General features: G+C 71.5%; 13 protein-coding genes. 10 read left to right on the top strand and 3 right to left on the bottom strand.

All coding sequences use genetic code 11. The features are described 5' to 3' along the window. Positions 1–24: 24 nt before the first annotated feature. A complete protein-coding gene (locus HW566_RS05935; RefSeq protein ID WP_178011233.1) occupies positions 25–1,719 on the bottom strand; it encodes a long-chain-fatty-acid--CoA ligase in 1,695 nt (564 codons plus the stop codon). Positions 1,720–1,777: 58 nt separating this feature from the next. Continuing rightward, entirely contained in the window at positions 1,778–2,278 is a 501-nt protein-coding gene (locus HW566_RS05930; protein ID WP_178011231.1) for a small multidrug efflux protein, read from the bottom strand. A gap of 111 nt (positions 2,279–2,389) precedes the next feature. Between HW566_RS05930 and HW566_RS05925 the strand changes: the two genes are divergently transcribed. From HW566_RS05925 to sucD, 4 genes are all read left to right on the top strand, one after another. After that, complete coding sequence (locus HW566_RS05925; protein ID WP_256728887.1) at positions 2,390–3,649, top strand: sensor histidine kinase; 1,260 nt, start codon at positions 2,390–2,392, stop codon at positions 3,647–3,649. Further along, positions 3,646–4,248: a response regulator transcription factor gene (locus HW566_RS05920; protein WP_178011229.1), complete on the top strand. Its 603-nt coding sequence runs from the start codon at positions 3,646–3,648 to the stop codon at positions 4,246–4,248. The genes HW566_RS05925 and HW566_RS05920 overlap by 4 nt, the downstream gene beginning before the upstream one ends. Positions 4,249–4,383: 135 nt before the next feature. Then, complete coding sequence (sucC, locus tag HW566_RS05915) at positions 4,384–5,550, top strand: ADP-forming succinate--CoA ligase subunit beta (RefSeq protein WP_178011227.1); 1,167 nt, start codon at positions 4,384–4,386, stop codon at positions 5,548–5,550. Positions 5,551–5,577: 27 nt separating this feature from the next. Next, positions 5,578–6,480: a succinate--CoA ligase subunit alpha gene (gene sucD, locus HW566_RS05910; protein WP_178011225.1), complete on the top strand. Its 903-nt coding sequence runs from the start codon at positions 5,578–5,580 to the stop codon at positions 6,478–6,480. Positions 6,481–6,549: 69 nt separating this feature from the next. Here the strand turns inward: sucD and HW566_RS05905 are convergent, their stop codons facing one another. After that, positions 6,550–7,986, bottom strand: a complete 1,437-nt coding sequence (locus tag HW566_RS05905; protein WP_178011223.1) for an NCS2 family permease — start codon at positions 7,984–7,986, stop codon at positions 6,550–6,552. Between the two features lie 80 nt (positions 7,987–8,066). On the opposite strand from HW566_RS05905, the gene HW566_RS05900 reads away from it, so the two are divergent. From HW566_RS05900 to HW566_RS05875, 6 genes are all read left to right on the top strand, one after another. Next, the gene (locus HW566_RS05900; protein WP_178011221.1) at positions 8,067–9,356 is read left to right on the top strand and encodes a cell division protein PerM; all 1,290 of its coding nucleotides are present in this window, start codon (positions 8,067–8,069) and stop codon (positions 9,354–9,356) included. A 4-nt stretch (positions 9,357–9,360) separates the two neighbouring features. Next, a complete protein-coding gene (gene purN / locus HW566_RS05895) occupies positions 9,361–9,975 on the top strand; it encodes a phosphoribosylglycinamide formyltransferase (RefSeq protein WP_178011220.1) in 615 nt (204 codons plus the stop codon). Positions 9,976–10,015: 40 nt separating this feature from the next. Then, complete coding sequence (purH, locus tag HW566_RS05890; RefSeq protein ID WP_178011219.1) at positions 10,016–11,620, top strand: bifunctional phosphoribosylaminoimidazolecarboxamide formyltransferase/IMP cyclohydrolase; 1,605 nt, start codon at positions 10,016–10,018, stop codon at positions 11,618–11,620. Between the two features lie 105 nt (positions 11,621–11,725). Continuing rightward, on the top strand, positions 11,726–13,171 hold the full coding sequence (locus tag HW566_RS05885; RefSeq protein ID WP_178011218.1) for an RDD family protein: 1,446 nt from the start codon (positions 11,726–11,728) through the stop codon (positions 13,169–13,171). Positions 13,172–13,201: 30 nt separating this feature from the next. Next, entirely contained in the window at positions 13,202–17,809 is a 4,608-nt protein-coding gene (locus HW566_RS05880; RefSeq protein ID WP_178011216.1) for an FtsK/SpoIIIE domain-containing protein, read from the top strand. Between the two features lie 130 nt (positions 17,810–17,939). Further along, positions 17,940–18,227, top strand: coding sequence for a WXG100 family type VII secretion target (locus tag HW566_RS05875; RefSeq protein WP_178011214.1), 288 nt, complete (start codon positions 17,940–17,942; stop codon positions 18,225–18,227). The last annotated feature ends 234 nt before the right edge of the window (positions 18,228–18,461 follow it).

Genomic DNA, 18,461 nt, shown 5'->3' with positions numbered 1-18,461 from the left:
GCCGGGGCTCGACCCGGCTCCCGGTCAGTCCGCGGCGAGCAGCTGCTCGCGCACCTGGCGGCGCAGCACCTTGCCGATCAACGAGCGCGGCAGGTCGTCCACCGCGACGATGCGCCGGGGTACCTTGTACGCCGCGAGGCGGGTGCGGCAGAAGTCGCGCAGGCCCTCGACGTCGAGCTCGGCTCCCTCGCGCAGCACGACCGCGGCGACGACCTCCTCGCCGCCCGAGGATCGCGGAGCCGCCACCACTGCGGCCGACTCGACGTCGGGGTGGGCGTGGAGGGTGTCCTCGACCTCGCTCGGCGAGACGTTGAAGCCGCCGGTGATGATCAGCTCCTTGAGCCGGTCCACGATCGTCACGAAACCGTCGGCCCCGACCACGGCGATGTCGCCGGTGCGCAGCCAACCGCCGGGCAGCAGCGCGTCCGCCGTCTCCTCGGGCCGCCGCCAGTACCCCGAGAACACCTGCGGTCCGCGCAGCAGCAGCTCGCCCTCCTCGCCCGGCTCACGATCGACCGTCGGATCGTCCGGGTCGACGACGCGGATCTCGGTGCTGGGGAACGGCACCCCCACGGTGCTCGGGCGGCGCGACGGGCCGATCGGGTTTCCGAGGGCGACGGGGGAGGACTCGGTCATGCCGTAGCCCTCGACCAGAAGTCCGCCGGTGGCCTCCTCCCAGCGGGTGACGGTGGCGACGGGCAGGCTCATCGCGCCGGAGATGGCGAAGCGCACCCGCGAGAGGTCGATCGTGCCGCGCGATGCCGCGCGGGCGAGCTGGTCGTAGATCGGGGGCACGGCGGGCAGGAACGTCGGCGGGCTCTTCTTCGCCGCATCCGCCATCAGGCCGACGTCGAACTTCGGGAACAGCACGAGCTTGGCCCCGATGCTCATCGCGAACGTCAGGCACAGCGTCATCCCGTACGCGTGGAACAGCGGGAGCACGCCGTAGAACGTCTCCTCGCCCGGGGTGAGTCCGGGCACCCACGCGCGCCCCTGCATCGCGTTGGCGCGGAGGTTGCGGTGGGTCAGGACGGCGCCCTTGGGGATGCCGGTCGTGCCGCTGGTGTACTGCAGCAGCGCGACGTCGTCGAGGGTCGGGCCGGCGACCCGATCCGAGATACGGCGCCCCGCGGTCAGCTTCGACCACGGCAGGGCCGCTTTGGTCCGCGGCCGGGCCGTCAGCTGCTGCCTCGACGCCCGGGCCTTGGCGACCGGCAGGCGCAGCAGCATCCGCTTGCCCCACGGCAGCGCCTCGGTGACGTCGACGCTCACGATCCGCTCGACCCGGAGGTCCTCGGGGAAATCGCCGATCGTGTCGACGATCTTGTCCCAGACGACGGCGAAGCGCGCGCCGTGGTCTTCGAACTGGTGCCGCAGCTCCCGAGCCGTATAGAGCGGGTTGTGCTCCACGACGATCGCCCCCAGGCGCAGTGCCGCGTAGAAGGCCACGACGTGCTGCGGACAGTTGGGCAGGACGATGGCGACGCGGTCGCCGGCGGTGACGCCGAGCCGACGCAGCCCCTCGGCGGCTCGATCGATGTCGTCCCCGAGCTGGCGGTAGGTCGTGGCGGAGCCGAAGAATTCCAGGGCCGTGCGCTGCCCGTGCTCGGCGACGCTGGCCGAGATCATCTCGGTGAGGGTCTGGGTCACCTCGTCGATCTCGGAGGGGACGCCGTCGGCGTAGGCCGACAGCCACGGGCGGGACTCGAGGGCGGTCATGCCCCCCATCCTGCATTCCGTGGCATGCCGGCCGCTGAATACGGCCAGGGGGTTGCGCTCAGGTGGCCACGTAGAGCACGCCGGTGATGAACAGCGTGATGATCGTGGTCCACAGCACGATCGCGGCGCCCTGCCACGCCAGGACCGTCCGCGGCGGAACGCCCGTGGCGGTCAGGGCGGCGGCGGTGAACTGGGTCGGGAGCAGAAGCGGACCGAGAAGGCTCACCCCGGGGGTTCCGTAGCGGTGGTACGCCTTCTGGAACTTCTCGCTGCGCGCCGACTTCGGCTTCTCGGGCGCCCCGCCGCGGGTCGTGACGGCGGTCCGGACGCGAGAGGACACGAGAACCACGACCGCGACGCACAGGAAGTTGCCGATCGCGCCGGCGACGGCGGCGACGGCCGGGTGGATGCCGCCGACGATTCCGATCGCGGCGGCGCCCTCGCCCTCGATGAAGGGGACGGCGCCGGCGAGCGCGACGATGACGGGGCGGAGCAGGTCGGGCATCTGGGCCACGAGGTCCTGGAAGCCGAGAACGAGGTCGGAGAACCGGTTCGACATGACTCCATCACAGCGGCGCCCGCCCGGTCGCGGGAGTGCCGGAGCGTCACCTCTCATCGGGAGCTTCCGCAGGCCGGGGCATGACAAACGTCATGGTCGTACCCTGGCCACGTGAGCCCCCGCCAATCCCGCACCCCGTCGGCGTCGAGTCCCGCGACGCTCGCCCGGGAGGTGGTGGCCACCTCGTGGTACATCGCCGTCTCGATCGTCCTCTTCACGATGTCGGCGCTCGCCGTCTGGGCCCTGTGGGTGTTCATGGTGACGCGGCGCCTCGACCAGCCGCTTCTCACGGTGGGGTACGCCGCCGGAGCCGTCGCCGTCCTGGTCACGACGATCATCCTGCTCGCCCGATATCGCCGCGACGGCGATGTCAGCGACGCGGACCGGGTGCCGCGCCTGCGTCGCTTCACGTCGTGGCCGGTGGTGCTCGGGATCTTCGGGGCCGTCGTGATCGGCGTCACGACCACGTCGTTCCTCTTCGCCGGGTCGGTGCTGGCGACCGTGCTGTGCCTCGTGCGCTGGGGGCCGGGAGTGCGCTGGCGAGGCGTGGTACTCGCCGAGATCGCGCTCGTCGTCCTCTGGTTCGCCGAGAGGTCGCGGCTCGCCGCGACGGTGCCGGGCGCGGAATCGATGGGCTTCGCGCTCGCGACCTTCGGCATCGCGCTTCCCGGCACGATCGCGCTCTCGCTGTGGTCGTGGGACGTGGTGCTCGAGCTCAACCGCGCCCGCGCCACGGAGTCGCGTCTCGCCGCGACGCAGGAACGTCTGCGTCTCGCGGGGGAGCTGCACGATCTGCAGGGCCATCATCTGCAGGTGATCGCGCTGCAACTCGAGCTCGCCGAACGGATGCTGGCGCGCGATCCGGATGCCGCGGCGGAGCAGATCCGTCTGGCGCGTGCGTCCGTCGATGCGGCGCGCACCGGCACGCGCGAGCTCGCGGGACGCTTCCGCGGCGTGCCCTTGCCCGACGAGCTCGCCAACGCCGCCGACCTGCTGCGTGCGGCGGGTCTGACCGTCCGGCTCGACGTCTCCGCCGACGCCGTACTCGCGCCCGCCGACATCCTCGGTCCCGTCATCCGCGAGTGCACGACCAACGTCCTCAAGCACGGCGGCGGTGCGTGGGCGGAGCTGCGGCTGGGCCGTGACGACGGGTACTGGAGGCTGAGCTTCGCCAACGACCGGGGTCCGGGTTCTGCGCTCGGCGAGGGCTCGGGCCTGGAGAGCATCGCCCACCGCGTCGGGGTGGTCGGGGGCGACCTGCGCACCGGCCGTCACGACGATCGTTTCGATGTCGTCGTGACCGTGCCGGCGGTGTCGATCCTCCCTGCGTCCACGCCGCGGCCCGCGACGGGCGAGGGGATGCCGCGATGATCCGGGTGCTGATCGCCGACGACGAGGACATGATCCGCTCGGCGCTCGCCGCGCTTCTCCGTCTCGAGGACGACCTCGAGGTCGTCGCGGAGTGCCGGGACGGCGAGAGCGCGGTCGAGCGGGCGCTCGAACTGCGACCCGACGTCTGCCTCCTCGACCTCGAGATGCCCGGAATCGACGGGGTCGAGGCGGCCGCCCGCATCCGTCAGCGCATACCTGCGCGCTGCGTCGTCGTCACCCGGCCCGCTCGACCCGGCGTGCTGCGGCGTGCGCTGAGCGCCGGCGTCGACGGCTTCGTGCCGAAGTCGCGCCGCGCGGACGACGTCGCCGCCGTCATCCGCGAGGTGGCCGCGGGACGCCGCTACGTCGACCCCGAGATCGCCGCCGATGCCCTCAGCGACGAGCGCAGCCCCCTCACCGACCGCGAGCTCGATGTGCTGCGCGCCGGGGCCCGCGGCGAGACGATCGCCGAGATCGCGGCATCCCTGCACCTGTCGGCCGGGACGGTGCGCAACCACGTCTCCTCGGTGCTGGGCAAGCTCGGGCTCGCCACGCGTCAGCAGGCCGCGATCCTCGCCCGCGAGCGCGGCTGGATCTGACCCGGACCCCCTCCCTTCGGCGGGGGCCGGGCACGGGCGCGCCAGGTGCGGGTAGTAGGCTTTCCGATCGGGCGATATCTCGACATCGAGATTGTTCCCGCCCGTCACCCCACCGTCGCCCAGCGAAGGATTGCAGTGGACCTTTACGAGTACCAGGCCCGAGACCTGTTCGAGAAGTACGAGGTGCCGGTGCTCGCCGGCATCATCGCCGACACCCCTGAGGAGGCGAAGGCGGCGGCCGAGAAGATCGGCGGCGTCGTGGTCGTCAAGGCTCAGGTCAAGACCGGAGGTCGCGGCAAGGCCGGCGGCGTCAAGGTCGCCAAGACCCCCGACGAGGCCTACGCGGCAGCCGAGGCCATCCTCGGTCTCGACATCAAGGGCCACGTGGTCCAGCGGGTCATGATCGCCCAGGGCGCCGACATCGCCGAGGAGTTCTACTTCTCGGTGCTGCTCGACCGCGCCAACCGCTCCTACCTGAGCCTGTGCTCGGTCGAGGGCGGCATGGAGATCGAAGAGCTCGCCGTCGAGCGTCCCGAGGCGCTCGCGCGCGTCGAGGTCGGCCCGCTGCAGGGCATCGACAAGGCCAAGGCCGTCGAGATCGCCCAGGCCGCGAACTTCCCCGCAGACCTCGTCGAGAAGGTCGCGGACGTGTTCGTCAAGCTCTACGACGTCTACAAGGGCGAGGGCGCGACCCTCGTCGAGGTGAACCCCCTCGTCCGCACGGGCGCCGGCGACATCGTCGCCCTCGACGGCAAGGTCTCGCTCGACGAGAACGCCAGCGAGGTGCGTCACCCCGAGCACGAGGAGCTCGAGGACAAGGGCGCGGCGGACCCGCTCGAGGCCAAGGCCAAGGAGTCGGGCCTGAACTACGTCAAGCTCGACGGCCAGGTCGGCGTCATCGGCAACGGTGCGGGCCTGGTCATGTCGACGCTCGACGTCGTCGCCTACGCCGGCGAGAAGCACGGCGGCGTCAAGCCCGCCAACTTCCTCGACATCGGCGGCGGAGCCAACGCTCAGGTCATGGCCTCGGGACTCGACGTCATCCTCGGCGACGAGCAGGTCAAGAGCGTCTTCGTCAACGTCTTCGGCGGCATCACGTCGTGCGTCGCGGTGGCCGAAGGCATCGTCAAGGCGCTCGAGATCCTCGGCGACTCGGCCACCAAGCCGCTCGTCGTGCGCCTCGACGGCAACCAGGTCGACGAGGGCCGTGCGATCCTCGCCGACGCGAACCACCCGCTCGTCACGCTCGCCGCCGGTATGGACGAGGGCGCCGACAAGGCCGCCGAGCTGGCCAACGCCTGAGCCCCGGACGCGAAAAGGACCAACGACATGTCTATCTACCTCAACAAGGACTCCAGGGTCATCGTCCAGGGCATCACCGGCGGTGAGGGCACCAAGCACACCGCGCTGATGCTCAAGGCGGGCACCAACATCGTCGGCGGCGTGAACGCGCGCAAGGCCGGCACCACCGTCTCGCACACCGACGCCGACGGCAACGCCGTCGAGCTGCCCGTGTTCGGCTCGGTCGCCGAGGCGATCGAGAAGACCGGCGCCGACGTCTCCGTCGCGTTCGTGCCCCCCGCGTTCACGAAGGACGCCATGGTCGAGGCCATCGACGCCGAGATCCCGCTGCTGGTCGTCATCACCGAGGGCGTGCCCGTCGGCGAGTCGGCCGAGGCCTGGGCCTACGCCAAGTCGAAGGGCAACACGACCCGCATCATCGGGCCGAACTGCCCCGGCATCATCACCCCCGGTGAGGCGCTCGCGGGCATCACGCCCGCGAACATCACCGGCAAGGGCCCGATCGGCCTCGTGTCGAAGTCGGGCACCCTGACCTACCAGATGATGTTCGAGCTGCGCGACCTCGGCTTCTCGACCGCCATCGGCATCGGCGGCGACCCCGTCATCGGGACGACGCACATCGACGCCCTCGCGGCGTTCGAGGCCGACCCCGAGACGAAGGCGATCGTCATGATCGGCGAGATCGGCGGCGACGCCGAGGAGCGCGCGGCCGAGTACATCAAGGCGAACGTCACGAAGCCGGTCGTCGGCTACGTCGCCGGCTTCACCGCGCCCGAGGGCAAGACGATGGGCCACGCAGGTGCCATCGTCTCGGGCTCGGCCGGAACCGCGCAGGCGAAGAAGGAGGCCCTCGAGGCCGCCGGGGTCAAGGTCGGCAAGACGCCGTCCGAGACCGCCGCGCTCATGCGGGAGATCATCGAGAAGCTCTGACGCTTCACCGAGAGACGAGGGGGCGGATGCTGCGGCATCCGCCCCCTCGCTGTTCCCCGCACCGGGGCGTCAGGCCCCGAGAAGCGTCTCGAGGGGGCCGCGGGCGAAGAAGACCACGAAGCCGCCGGCGACGACCCACAGGAGCGGGCTGACCTGCCTGGCGCGACCCGACAGCGCGTTCACGAGCACCCACGACACGAACCCGGCGCCGATGCCGTTGGCGATCGAGTAGGTGAGCGGCATGACGGTGGCCGTGAGGAACACCGGGAGCAGCACGCGGAAGTCGGTGAGGTCGATGTGGGCGATCTGCGACATCATCATGGCGCCGACGATGACCAGAGCAGCGGCGGCGACCTCGGTCGGCACGATCGAGGTCAGCGGGGTGAAGAACATCGCCAGGAGGAAGACCAGGCCGGTCACGACGTTGGCCAGGCCGGTGCGGGCGCCCTCGCCGATGCCCGAACCCGACTCGACGAACACCGTCGCCGACGACGAGCTGGTCGCGCCGCCGGCGATCGCGCCCACCCCCTCCACGATGAGAGCCGACTTGATGCGGGGGAAGTCGCCCTTGGCGTCGGCGAGGTCCGCCTCCTTCGCCAGGCCCGTCATCGTGCCCATCGCGTCGAAGAAGTTCGAGAAGACGAGGGTGAAGACGAGCATCACGAGCGTGACGATGCTGACCTTGCCGAGATCGAACCCGAAGTCGACCGCACCGATCAGGCTCAGGTCGGGGATGCCGACCGGCGACCCGTCGAGCGCGGGCACGGTCAACCCCCATCCGCCGGGGTTGTCGGTGGCGGCGCCGAGGTGCCAGATCGCCTCGACGACGATCGAGAGCAGCGTCCCGGTGACGATGCCGATGAGCATGCCGCCCTTGACCTTGCGGGCGACCAGGATGCCGGTCAGCAGCAGGGTGATCACGAACATGAGCGTCGGCACCGAGGCGATCGAGCCCCCCGTCCCGAGCCCGACGGGGGGAGAGGCTTCGCCCGTGGCGGTGACGAAGCCGGAGTTCACGAAGCCGATGAAGGCGATGAAGAGGCCGATCGCGACGGTGATGGCCAGCTTGAGCTGCACAGGGACGGCGTCGAAGATCATCTTGCGCAGGCCGGTGGCCGCGAGGAGCACGATGATGACGCCGTTGATCATGACCAGCGCCATGGCCTCGGCCCAGGTGACCTCGCCCACGACGCCGAAGGCGACGAACGCGTTGATGCCCAGCCCCGCGGCGAAGGCGAAGGGCAGCCGGGTGATGAGGCCGAAGAGGATCGTCATGACACCGGCCGTCAGCGCGGTGGCCGCGCTGACGGCGGCGAAGTCCAGCGTCGTGCCGTCGACGTCGGGCTTGCCCGAGAGGATGATCGGGTTCAGGATCACGATGTAGGCCATCGTCACGAAGGTGACGAGGCCGCCGCGCACCTCGGTTCCGACCGTCGAGCCGCGGCGGCTGATGTCGAAGAAGCGGTCGATGGCGCCGTGGGGTGCGCGTTCCTGCGTAGTGTTCACAAAATCCTCCGAGACGACGCTAGTGCCCCGCGCGCGTCCGGTCCGACACGCACAGACTCGCTGGGTAGGGTCGATCAGGCATGAATCGCCTGCTCGTCGCCCTCCTCTCCGCCTTCGACGCCCTCGTCGCGGTGGCCGTCGGCGTTGTCGCCGCACTAGCGCCGCTCACCGTGCTGTGGGCAGCCGCCTTCGCGGGCGGAGCGGACTGGGCATCGCTGTGGCCGGCCGCCGTGCGCCTGTGGCAGTTCGGCAACCTCGTGCCCGTCACCGTCGTGCTCCCGCAGGAGTACACCGTCGCCACCGGCATCGCCGCGGATGCCCTCGCGATCCCGGTGTCACTCGCCCCGCTCGCCGTCGCGGTGTTCATCGCCCTGTTCGCGGCGCGTTCCGGCGGGCGAGCGGCCGCCGCGGGGGCCGGCTTCACCGGTGTCGCGGCGGGTGCTGCCACCGTGGCCGCGCTCTCGGGCGTGCTCGTGGCCACCGCGACGACGCCGTTCGCGAGCGTCGAGGCGTGGCAGGCCGTGCTCTTCCCGACCCTGGTGTTCGGGGTTCCCGCCCTCCTCGGCGCCGTCGTCCGAGCCTGGCGCGACGGCGACGACGGACCGGTCGACGCCGTCTTCGTGCGGCTCGATCGCGGGGGATATGCGAGTGCGGTGTCGGCTGCCGGCCGCGGTGTCGCCATCGCGGTCCTCGGTTTCGTCGCCGTGGGCGCCCTGCTGGTCGGCGTCGCCGTGCTCGCTCGCGGCGGCGAGATCGTCACCCTCTTCCAGGCCGCGAACGCCGACGCGGTCGGAGCCACCGCCATCACGCTCGGCCAGCTCGCCTATCTGCCGACGCTCGTCATCTGGGCGGGCTCGTTCGCCGCCGGGCCGGGCTTCACCCTCGGCGCGGGTGCGACGGTGGCCGCATCCGGCACCCAGCTCGGCGTCCTCCCGGGGATCCCCGTGCTGGGGGCGATCCCGCCGTCGACGCCCTCGATCGCCCTGCTTCTGGCCCTGCTGTTCGTGGCCGCCGGCTTCGTCGGCGGGCTCGCCGCTCGCCGCCGTCTTCCCGAGCCCGCCTCGCGCGCCGCCGCCGAGCCCGTCGCGCCCCGACTGGTCGCGCTGGGTGCGATGGTCGTCGTCGGCGGCCTCGTCGCCGGTGGTCTGGCGACGCTCGCGTCCGGGGCGCTCGGCCCCGACCGGCTCACTCAGATCGGACCTCCCGCCGGCGCCGTCGGGCTCGCCTTCGCGGTGGAGATCGGTCTGGGCGCCGCGATCGCGCTGCTGGGTCCGCGCACCTCGCGCCGCGAGCCGTCCGGCGCTGCGGAGCCGGACGGCGTCGACGCCTCCGGGCAGGCTCGGGGCGCGGACGCCGCCCCGATAGAGTAGGACGGTGCTGACGGTCGCGGTCCTCATCTCCGGCGGCGGCTCGAATCTGCGGGCTCTGCTGGATGCCGCCGCCGAGCCCGGATTCCCCGCTCGCGTCGCGGTCGTCGGGGCCGATCGCCCCGCCGACGGGCTCGCTCACGCGGACGCCTACAACATCCCCACGTTCGCCGTCCCGTTCCGCGAGTTCGCCACCCGCGAGGAATGGGGTGAGGAGCTCGCACGACAGCTCGCCGCCTGGCGACCCGACCTCATCGTCCTGAGCGGGTTGATGCGGTTGCTTCCCGCGGCGGTCGTCGACGCCTGGGCCCCCCGCATCATCAACACCCACCCGGCGTACCTGCCCGAGTTCCCCGGGGCGCACGGCGTGCGCGACGCGCTGGCCGCCGGGGCATCCGAGACCGGCGCGAGCGTCATCGTCGTCGATGCCGGCGTCGACACCGGCCCGATCCTCGCGCAGGAGCGCGTGCCCATCCGCAGCGACGACGACGAGTCCGCGCTCCACGACCGCATCAAGCCGGTCGAGCGGCGCCTGCTCATCGACGTCGTCCGCCGCATCGCCACCGGCGAGCTCGACCTCGCCGCCCCCGCTTTCCCGACCCCCACCGCGCCCACGGCCTGACCGCGCCGCAGGCCCCGCACCCGTACCGAGGAGAACCGCCATGGCCGGACCGAGCCACGACCCCGCCCTCTACCGCTCGCGCGACGTCGTCGCCGTGCGCCGCGCCCTCATCTCGGTGAGCGACAAAACCGACCTGCTCCCGCTGGCCCAGGCGCTGTCCGACGCCGGTGTCGAGATCGTGTCGACCGGCGGGTCGGCGGCCCTGCTGCGAGAGGCGGGTCTCGCCGTCGTCGACGTCGCCGAGGTCACCGGATTCCCCGAGTCGCTCGACGGCCGGGTCAAGACGCTGCACCCGGCCGTGCACGCGGGGCTGCTCGCCGACCTGCGCCTCGAGAGCCACGAGACGCAGCTCGCCGACCTCGCGATCGCGCCCTTCGATCTCGTCGTCGTCAACCTCTACCCCTTCGTCGAGACGGTCGCCTCGGGGGCCACCGGCGACGACGTCGTCGAGCAGATCGACATCGGTGGACCGGCGATGGTGCGTGCCTCGGCCAAGAACCACGCCAACGTCGCGATCGTGGTGTCTCCCTCGTCCTACCCGGCCATCATCGAGGCGGTCGCCGCGGGCGGCACGAGCCTCGCGCAGCGCCGCGACCTGGCCGCGCGCGCCTTCTCGCACACGGCCGAGTACGACCGTGCGGTGGCCACATGGTTCGCCGAGGCCACACTCGAGGGTGATGAGCTGCCGCAGCACCTGACCATCCGCGCCGAACGCATGGCGACACTTCGCTACGGCGAGAACTCGCACCAGCGCGCCGCGATCTACACGCGCGCGGGGGGCCACGGCATCGCCCAGGCGGAGCAGCTCCAGGGCAAGGAGATGTCGTACAACAACTACGTCGACGCGGATGCCGCGCTGCGGGCGGCGTTCGACATGATCAAGCCCGCCGTGGCGATCATCAAGCACGCGAACCCGTGCGGGATCGCCGTCACCGCGCCGCAGGCGCTCGACCCGATCGCGTCGGCGCACCTGCGGGCCCACGAGTGCGACCCCGTCTCGGCCTTCGGCGGCGTGATCGCCGCCAACCGCACCGTGACGCTCAAGATGGCGGAGAATCTGCGCGACATCTTCACCGAGGTCATCGTCGCCCCCGACTTCGAGCCCGAGGCCCTCGAGGTGTTCAAGCTCAAGAAGAATCTGCGCGTGCTGCGACTGCCGGCCGACTGGCGGCAGGAGCGCATGGACGTCCGGCTCGTCTCGGGCGGGCTGCTGCTGCAGGACGCCGACCGCTTCCCCGACGACATCGAGTCGGTCGCGAAGGACTGGCAGCTGGTCTCGGGCGAGCGCCCCGACCCCTCCGAGCTGGAGGGCATGATCTTCGCGTGGAAGTCGTGCCGCGCGGTGAAGTCGAACGCCATCGTCCTCGCACAGGGCTCGGCGACCGTGGGCATCGGCATGGGGCAGGTCAACCGGGTCGACTCGTGCCGGCTGGCGGTGGAGCGGGCGGGCGATCGCGCGTCCGGGTCGGTCGCGGCATCCGACGCCTTCTTCCCCTTCGCCGACGGCCCCCAGGTCCTCATCGACGCCGGCATCAAGACGATCATCCAGCCCGGTGGGTCGGTGCGCGATCAGGAGGTCGTCGACGCGGCCCGCGCCGCCGGAGTCACGATGTTCTTCACCGGCGAGCGGCACTTCTTCCACTGAGCTCCCGGTCCTCGACCGGGAGGGCCGCTCTTCCGCCCCGGAACGGCGGCCGGAGTCAAGAGGTGAACGGCGGACGGGCGCCGGGCGATAGGGTCGCTTCGGTGAGTGAGCCGTTTCGGGGAGGAACGTGTGATCTGGGAGATCGATGAGCGCGCTCGGACGATCGAGGGCCTCGACGCCGACGGGCGGCCACGGCCGGAGTACGCCGCATCGCTCGGATTGATCCGCGCCCCCTTCGGGCGGCGGGTGCTGGCGACGATCATCGAGGCGCTGGTGCTGCTCCTCGTGCAGACGCCGATGCTCGTCGTCGTGCTGCCGGCACTGCTCACCGTCGCGCTCGACCCCGACCCGGTCGCCGCTCTCGCCGGTCGCGACGACATCGTGCTCCTGATCGTCCTCGGTGCCGTCAGCTGGGCCCTCTCGACGGCATTCGTGCTCGTCCAGCTCATCCTGCTGGGCCGTCGCGGCGTGACGCTCGGCAAGGCCTTCACGGGCCTGCGGGCGGTCAACGTCCGCACCCTGGAACGCCCCGGCTTCTGGCGCGGCGCCGTCGTGCGCTACCTCGTCCTGTGCGCGAGCCTGGTGGTGCCGCTGGTGGGACCGCTCCTGGTCATCGCTCTGTCGCCGCTGTTCGATCGCGACCGCCGCGGACGCAGCTGGCCCGACCTGGCCGCGGCGATCTGGCTCGTCGACGTGCGCCGCGGGCTCCACCCGTACGACGAGAAGCGGATGCGCATCGCCCGCAAGACCGTCTCCACCGACCTCCTCGACGTCAAGACGGAGCTCCCCTCGCTCGCCACGCCCCGCGTCTCGTCGGGCTCGGAGGCCTATGTGCCGCTCGCCCGCAACAAGGGCGGCGTCCTCGGCGCGGTGCGGTCCCGCCCCGGCAACCCGGTCGTGGGCGAGACGGGCGACGAGGCCGCGGAGGAGCCCCGCCCCGGGATCCCGACCACCGTCGCGGCGACGCCTTTCGCGGCCGCGGCTCGCCCGCAGACGCCGGCTCCCGCCGCTGCCGCGATCGCGCCCGGAGCGATCGTCGACCCCGGCCCGGGTGCGGCCGCCTGGACGCCGCCGCCGCTGCTCGAGGACCGCGTGCCCGACCCGGGGCCGGCCCCCGCCGCATCCCCCGCCGCCGAGTCCGAGCCCGAGCCGGCCCCCACCGCGGTCCCTGCCGCCGAGCCCGAGCCGGCCCCCGCCGCGGCTGCCCCGGCACCGCATCCCGTCACGGTCGAGCTGACCCTCGACTCCGGCGAGACCGTGACCGTCGGCGGGGGAGGGGTCGTGCTGGGTCGCGCGCCCGGGACCGGGCCCGACGACGTCGAGGTCACCCCGGTGCCCGTGGTCGATCCGACCCGCTCGATCTCCAAGACCCACTGGGCGCTGCTGCGCCACGACGACCGCGCCGTCGCCGTCGAGCGCGGCTCCACCAACGGCAGCGTGCTGGTGCGCGGCGGCTCGGAGCAGCCGCTCGAGCCCGGCCGCCCCGTCGAGGTGCGCCACGGCGACACCATCCGCTTCGGCGACCGCCACGCGGTCGTGACCATCCGCTGACGTCGTCGCACCCGCTGACAGGAGCCCTCGTTGAGACTCAAGCTGACCCTTCAGCGCCGTGACCACACCGACACCGACATCGTCGTGACGTCGGATTCCACGGCCACCGTCCACGACGTCGCTCGCCGTATCGTCGACAGCGATCCGCGCCGCGAGGTCTCCGCCGGGCCCGACGACGTGCTGACCCTGACGGTCGCCCCGCCGACGTCCCCGGACTTCATCATGCTCGACCCCCACATGCTCGTCGGCGATGCGCCCGTGGGGTCGGGGTTCGTGGCGTCGGTGACCAACCTGGGGCCCGACTACGTCTCGAGCCGGGGCGCCGGCGGACCCGTCGCCGCGATCCTGCACGTGGTCGGCGGCCCCCTCTCAGGTCGCGAGTTCTCGCTGACCGAGGGGCATTTCACGATCGGACGGGCGCAGGGCAACGACATCGTGCTCGACGACCGGCTCGTCTCCAAGCGGCACGCCCGCATCGAGGTCGGCGCATCGGTCGAGCTCGTCGACCTCAACTCCGCCAACGGCATCGTCATCGACGGTGGCCTCGTCCAGCGTCTGCGGGTGATCCCGGGGCAGCGCTTCCAGCTCGGCGACAGCGAGCTCGTGGTCTCGATGGTCGAGGGCTTCGCGCCCGTCGAGCAGGACCCGGTGCTCGAGCGCGGCGGCAGTCTCCTGTTCAACCGCAGCCCCCGCGTCGAGCCGCGCTACGTCGGCGAGGAGCTCGAAGAGCCGCGGATGCCGAAGGATCCCGTGTCGCGGCTGTTCCCCTGGCCGATGCTGGTGGCTCCGATCATCCTGGGCATCGCGCTCTTCTCGATCACCAATCAGCCCCGCACGCTCCTCATCGTCGCGATGACGCCGATGATGCTCCTCGGCAACTTCATCTCGCAGCGCACCCAGGTGGGTCAGCGCCAGCGCAAGGAAGCAGAGATCTTCGAGCGCACCTTCGAGGAGCTCGAAGAGAAGCTCTACCGGTTGCGTCCGCGCGAGCGCGAGGTGCGCAACACCGAGGTGCCGCCGGTGGCCGTCGTGTTCGAGGAGGCGATGCAGCTGGGACCGATGCTCTGGACGCGGCGTCCCGAGCACTGGAACTTCCTGGCCGTGCGGATGGGCACCTCGGAGGCGCCCTCGCGCACGGGCGTGAAACGCGCCGACAACCCCGACGCGCTGCAGGAGTACGTCGAACGGGTCGATCGTCTGCGCGATCGCTACCGCATGATCGACGGCGTCCCCGTCCTCGAGTCGCTGCAGAGCGTCGGGGTCATCGGCGTCGCCGGCGGCGCCCGCGAGGCCGCCGACGCCCTGCGGGGCCTGTCGGTGCAGCTGTTCGGGCTGCACTCGCCGAACGACCTGGCCGCCGTCGCCCTCACCGAGCCGGAGTGGGCAAAGGAGCTCGAGTGGCTCAAGTGGCTGCCCCACACCTCGAGCGAGCGCAGCCCGTTCCGCGAGATGCCGCTGTCGGACTCGGCATCCACCGGAGCCGCCATGCTCTCGGGCCTCGAGGAGCTCGTGATGCGCCGCTCGAAGGCGGCGGCCGCCCCACGGCTGCCGTTCGACGACGACTGGGATCCGATGCGATACGGCACCGACGTGCGCCGCGCCGCCGAGGAGTCGACGTTCCCCGGGCAGACCGCGGTGGTCGTCATCGTCACCTCCGACGCGCCGGTCGACCGCGCCCGGCTCACGCAGGTGCTCGAGCGCGGCGCCGACGTCGGGGTGTACGGGATCTTCGTCGCCCCCGTCGTCGACGCGCTCCCCGCTGTGTGCCGCACGTTCGTCGATGTCACGGCCGGTCTCGACCGGGCGCGGGTGGGCACGGTGCGCAGCGGTGTGGAGTACCCGGTCACCGAGGTCGAAGGCGTCTCCAACGAGCTGATGACGGTGCTGGCGAAGCGGCTCGCACCGGTGACCGACGCGAGCACGATCATCGAGGACTCGTCCGACATCCCGAACTCCGTGATGTTCCTCTCGCTCGTGGGGTCGGAGCTCGCGTCCGAGCCGTCGTTCGCCGTGGAGCGCTGGCGCGAGAACAACACGATCCTCGACCGCTCCGGTGCCGCCATGCCGCGACTGAAGAAATCGGGCAACCTCCGCGCGATCGTCGGTCAGGGGGCCACCGACGCGATGACGCTCGACCTGCGCACCCAGGGACCGCACGCCCTCGTGGGCGGCACGACGGGTGCCGGCAAGTCGGAGTTCCTGCAGGCGTGGGTGCTCGGCATGGCCGCGGCGCACAGCCCCGACCGCGTGACCTTCCTCTTCGTCGATTACAAGGGCGGGTCGGCGTTCGCCGACTGCGTCGAGCTGCCGCACACGGTGGGCCTGGTCACCGACCTCAGCCCGCACCTCGTGCGCCGCGCGCTGACGAGCCTGCGCGCCGAGCTGCACCACCGCGAACACCTCTTCAACCGGAAGAAGGCCAAGGACCTCCTCGAGCTCGAGAAGCGCCGCGACCCCGAGACGCCCCCGGCGCTCGTGCTCGTCATCGACGAGTTCGCGGCCCTGGCGGGCGAGGTGCCGGAGTTCGTCGACGGCGTCGTCGACATCGCCCAGCGCGGGCGCTCGCTCGGCATCCACCTCATCATGGCGACGCAGCGTCCCGCCGGCGTCATCAAGGACAACCTCCGCGCCAACACGAACCTCCGCGTCGCACTGCGCATGGCCGACGAGTCGGACTCGAAGGATGTCGTGGACGACCCCGTCGCCGCCCGGTTCGACCCGAGCATCCCCGGGCGGGGCATCGCCAAGACCGGCCCCGGCCGACTCGTCCCGTTCCAGTCGGCGTACGCCGGTGGGTGGAGCTCCGACGAGGTCGTCGCCGCCGATGTCACCATCGCGGAGCTGCGCTTCGGGTCGGTGCAGCGCTGGGAGGTCGACGAGATCCCCGAGGACCCTGCGGCCGAGGTCGATCCGGGTCCCAACGACCAGAAGCGCATCGTGGCGACGCTCGTCGCGGCCGCCAACCAGGCGCGCATCCCCGAGCCCCGCCGGCCGTGGCTGGACGACCTGGAGACCACGGTCGACATCCGGGCGCTCCCGTCGGGTCGCGGGGGAGCGATCCTCATCGGCAAGAGCGACATCCCCGAGCGCCAGCTGCAGGAGGCCGTCTACTTCGAGCCCGACCGCGACGGCTCGATGCTCGTGTACGGCACGAGCGGGTCGGGCAAGTCCACCGTCCTGCGCACCATCGCGATCGCCGCCGCGACGACGGGGCGGCGCGCCGAGAACATCGAGGTGTACGGGCTCGACTTCGGCTCGGGGTCGCTGAAGAGCCTCGAGATCCTGCCGCACGTCGGATCGGTCATCCCGGGCGACGACGCCGAGCGGGTGCAGCGCATCATGCGGTCGCTCGGCGCCGTCCTCGACGACCGCGGCAAGCGCTTCAGCGCGGCGAACGCCTCGACGATCGGGGAGTACCGCGAGCTGACCGGCCGGGATGAGGCGCGCATCGTGCTGCTCCTGGACGGCCTGCCGCAGTTCCGGGCCGAGTGGGAGTCCACCTCCGCCCGGATGCCGTTCTACCAGGCCTTCATGCGGATCCTGGGCGAGGGGCGCCCGCTCGGGGTCCACGTGGTGGCCACCGCCGACCGGTCGGGATCGGTGCCGACCGCGGTGAGCTCGAATATCTCGCGCCGCATCGTGCTGCGCCTCTCGGACGAGAACGCCTACGGGCTGCTCAACGCCCCCAAGGACGTGCTCGACGAGCGATCGGCCCCGGGCCGCGCGATCGTCGACGGGTTCGAGACGCAGATCGCGGTGCTGGGCGGCACGCCCAACGTCGCGGAGCAGACCAAGCTGCTGGGCCAGCTGGCCGACGAGCTGCGTGCCCGCGGGGTCCGCGAGGTCGCCGAGATCGGCTCGCTGCCCACCCGCCTGGCCGTCGCCGACCTGCCGGCGCGCATCGGGGAGTTCCCCGTGCTCGGCGTCGCCGAGGACACCCTCGCGGCTCGAGGGTTCGATCCCGTCGGCACCTTCGTCGTCGCGGGCCCGCCGATGGCCGGCAAGACGACGGCGATGAAGGCGATCGTGACAGCGATGAGCCGTCTGGACCCCGAGGTCACGATGTTCCACTTCGGCGGACGCCGCTCGCAGCTGCGCGATTTCGCGCCGTGGATGCGCAGCGCGACGACCCCCGACGACGCGAAGGAGCTCGCGACCGAGCTGACCGAGCTCGTCGCCGACGAGGCGCTCGGACGCCGCATCCTCATCGTGGTCGAGGACGTGCCGCAGTTCGCCGACTCGTCGGCCGAGCGGGCGCTCAAGGGCCTGTTCCAGGCCGTGAACCGCAGCGACCATCTGCTCGTCGGCGACGCCGATGTGACGCAGGTCACCAGCGGCTTCGGTCTGGTGGGCGACTTCAAGGGTGGACGCAAGGGCATCATCCTCAAACCCGATGCCTTCGACGGCGATGCGGTCTTCAAGGTGCCGTTCCCCAAGGTCAAGCGCAGCGACTTCCCCGAGGGGCGGGGCATCTTCGTGCAGGCCGGTCGCGCGGTCACGGTGCAGATGCCCCTGGTCGACGCTGCGACGCTGCCCCGTGTGCCGGACGCCCCGTCGTCGCGTGCCGGGGACTCCGCGGATGCCGCGACCTCGGGCGATGCCGCGGCGGTGCCCGTCGACACCATCGTGGAGTCCTGAGCGTGGCCTGAGGCCGTATACCAGACCCCGGAGTGGGGAGTTCTCCCCATCGACTGTCCGGGGGCGCCGTCGGTAGGTTTCTGGTATCGGCTCCGGAGGGGGGTCGGACCAAAGAACGAGGAGGGCCGTCATGGCTGATTTCGGTGCGTCTTATGGCGAGATGGAGCAGGTTGCGAACTCGCTGTCGCAGGCTCGTGATGACATTCAGGGGCAGCTGGACACCCTGAAGTCGCAGGTCGACACGCTGCTGGGTGATGACTTCAAGACGCAGCACGCGTCGGGCAAGTTCGGTGAGGGGTACTCCGAGCTGACGACGGGTCTGAAGAACGCGGTCGACGGCATCAACGACATGTCCGACTCGCTGCTGGGCATGATGCGCGCGATCCAGGACCTCGACCAGCAGCTCGCCGGCGGCTGATCCATCGCTCTGCGACAAGCTCGCGCGTTACGCCGAGGACGCCGGCGCCGGACTCGAGGGGATCCTCGAAGCGTTCCAGCAGCTCGACACCGAGCTCGGCGACAGCATGGTGCCGCAGGAGGGGCGGGGTCATGACCGACTTCTCCGCTCTCGGCTTCGACCCGGCTCCGGGTGACGTGGCGACCCTGTCGGGCTACGTCGACGCGCTCACCACAGGCTGCGACGGCGTCGTCG

It is taken from the genome of Microbacterium oleivorans, from assembly GCF_013389665.1.
In the GTDB taxonomy this organism is placed as follows: domain Bacteria; phylum Actinomycetota; class Actinomycetes; order Actinomycetales; family Microbacteriaceae; genus Microbacterium; species Microbacterium oleivorans_C.
This window is presented reverse-complemented; position numbering and strand designations above follow the sequence as displayed.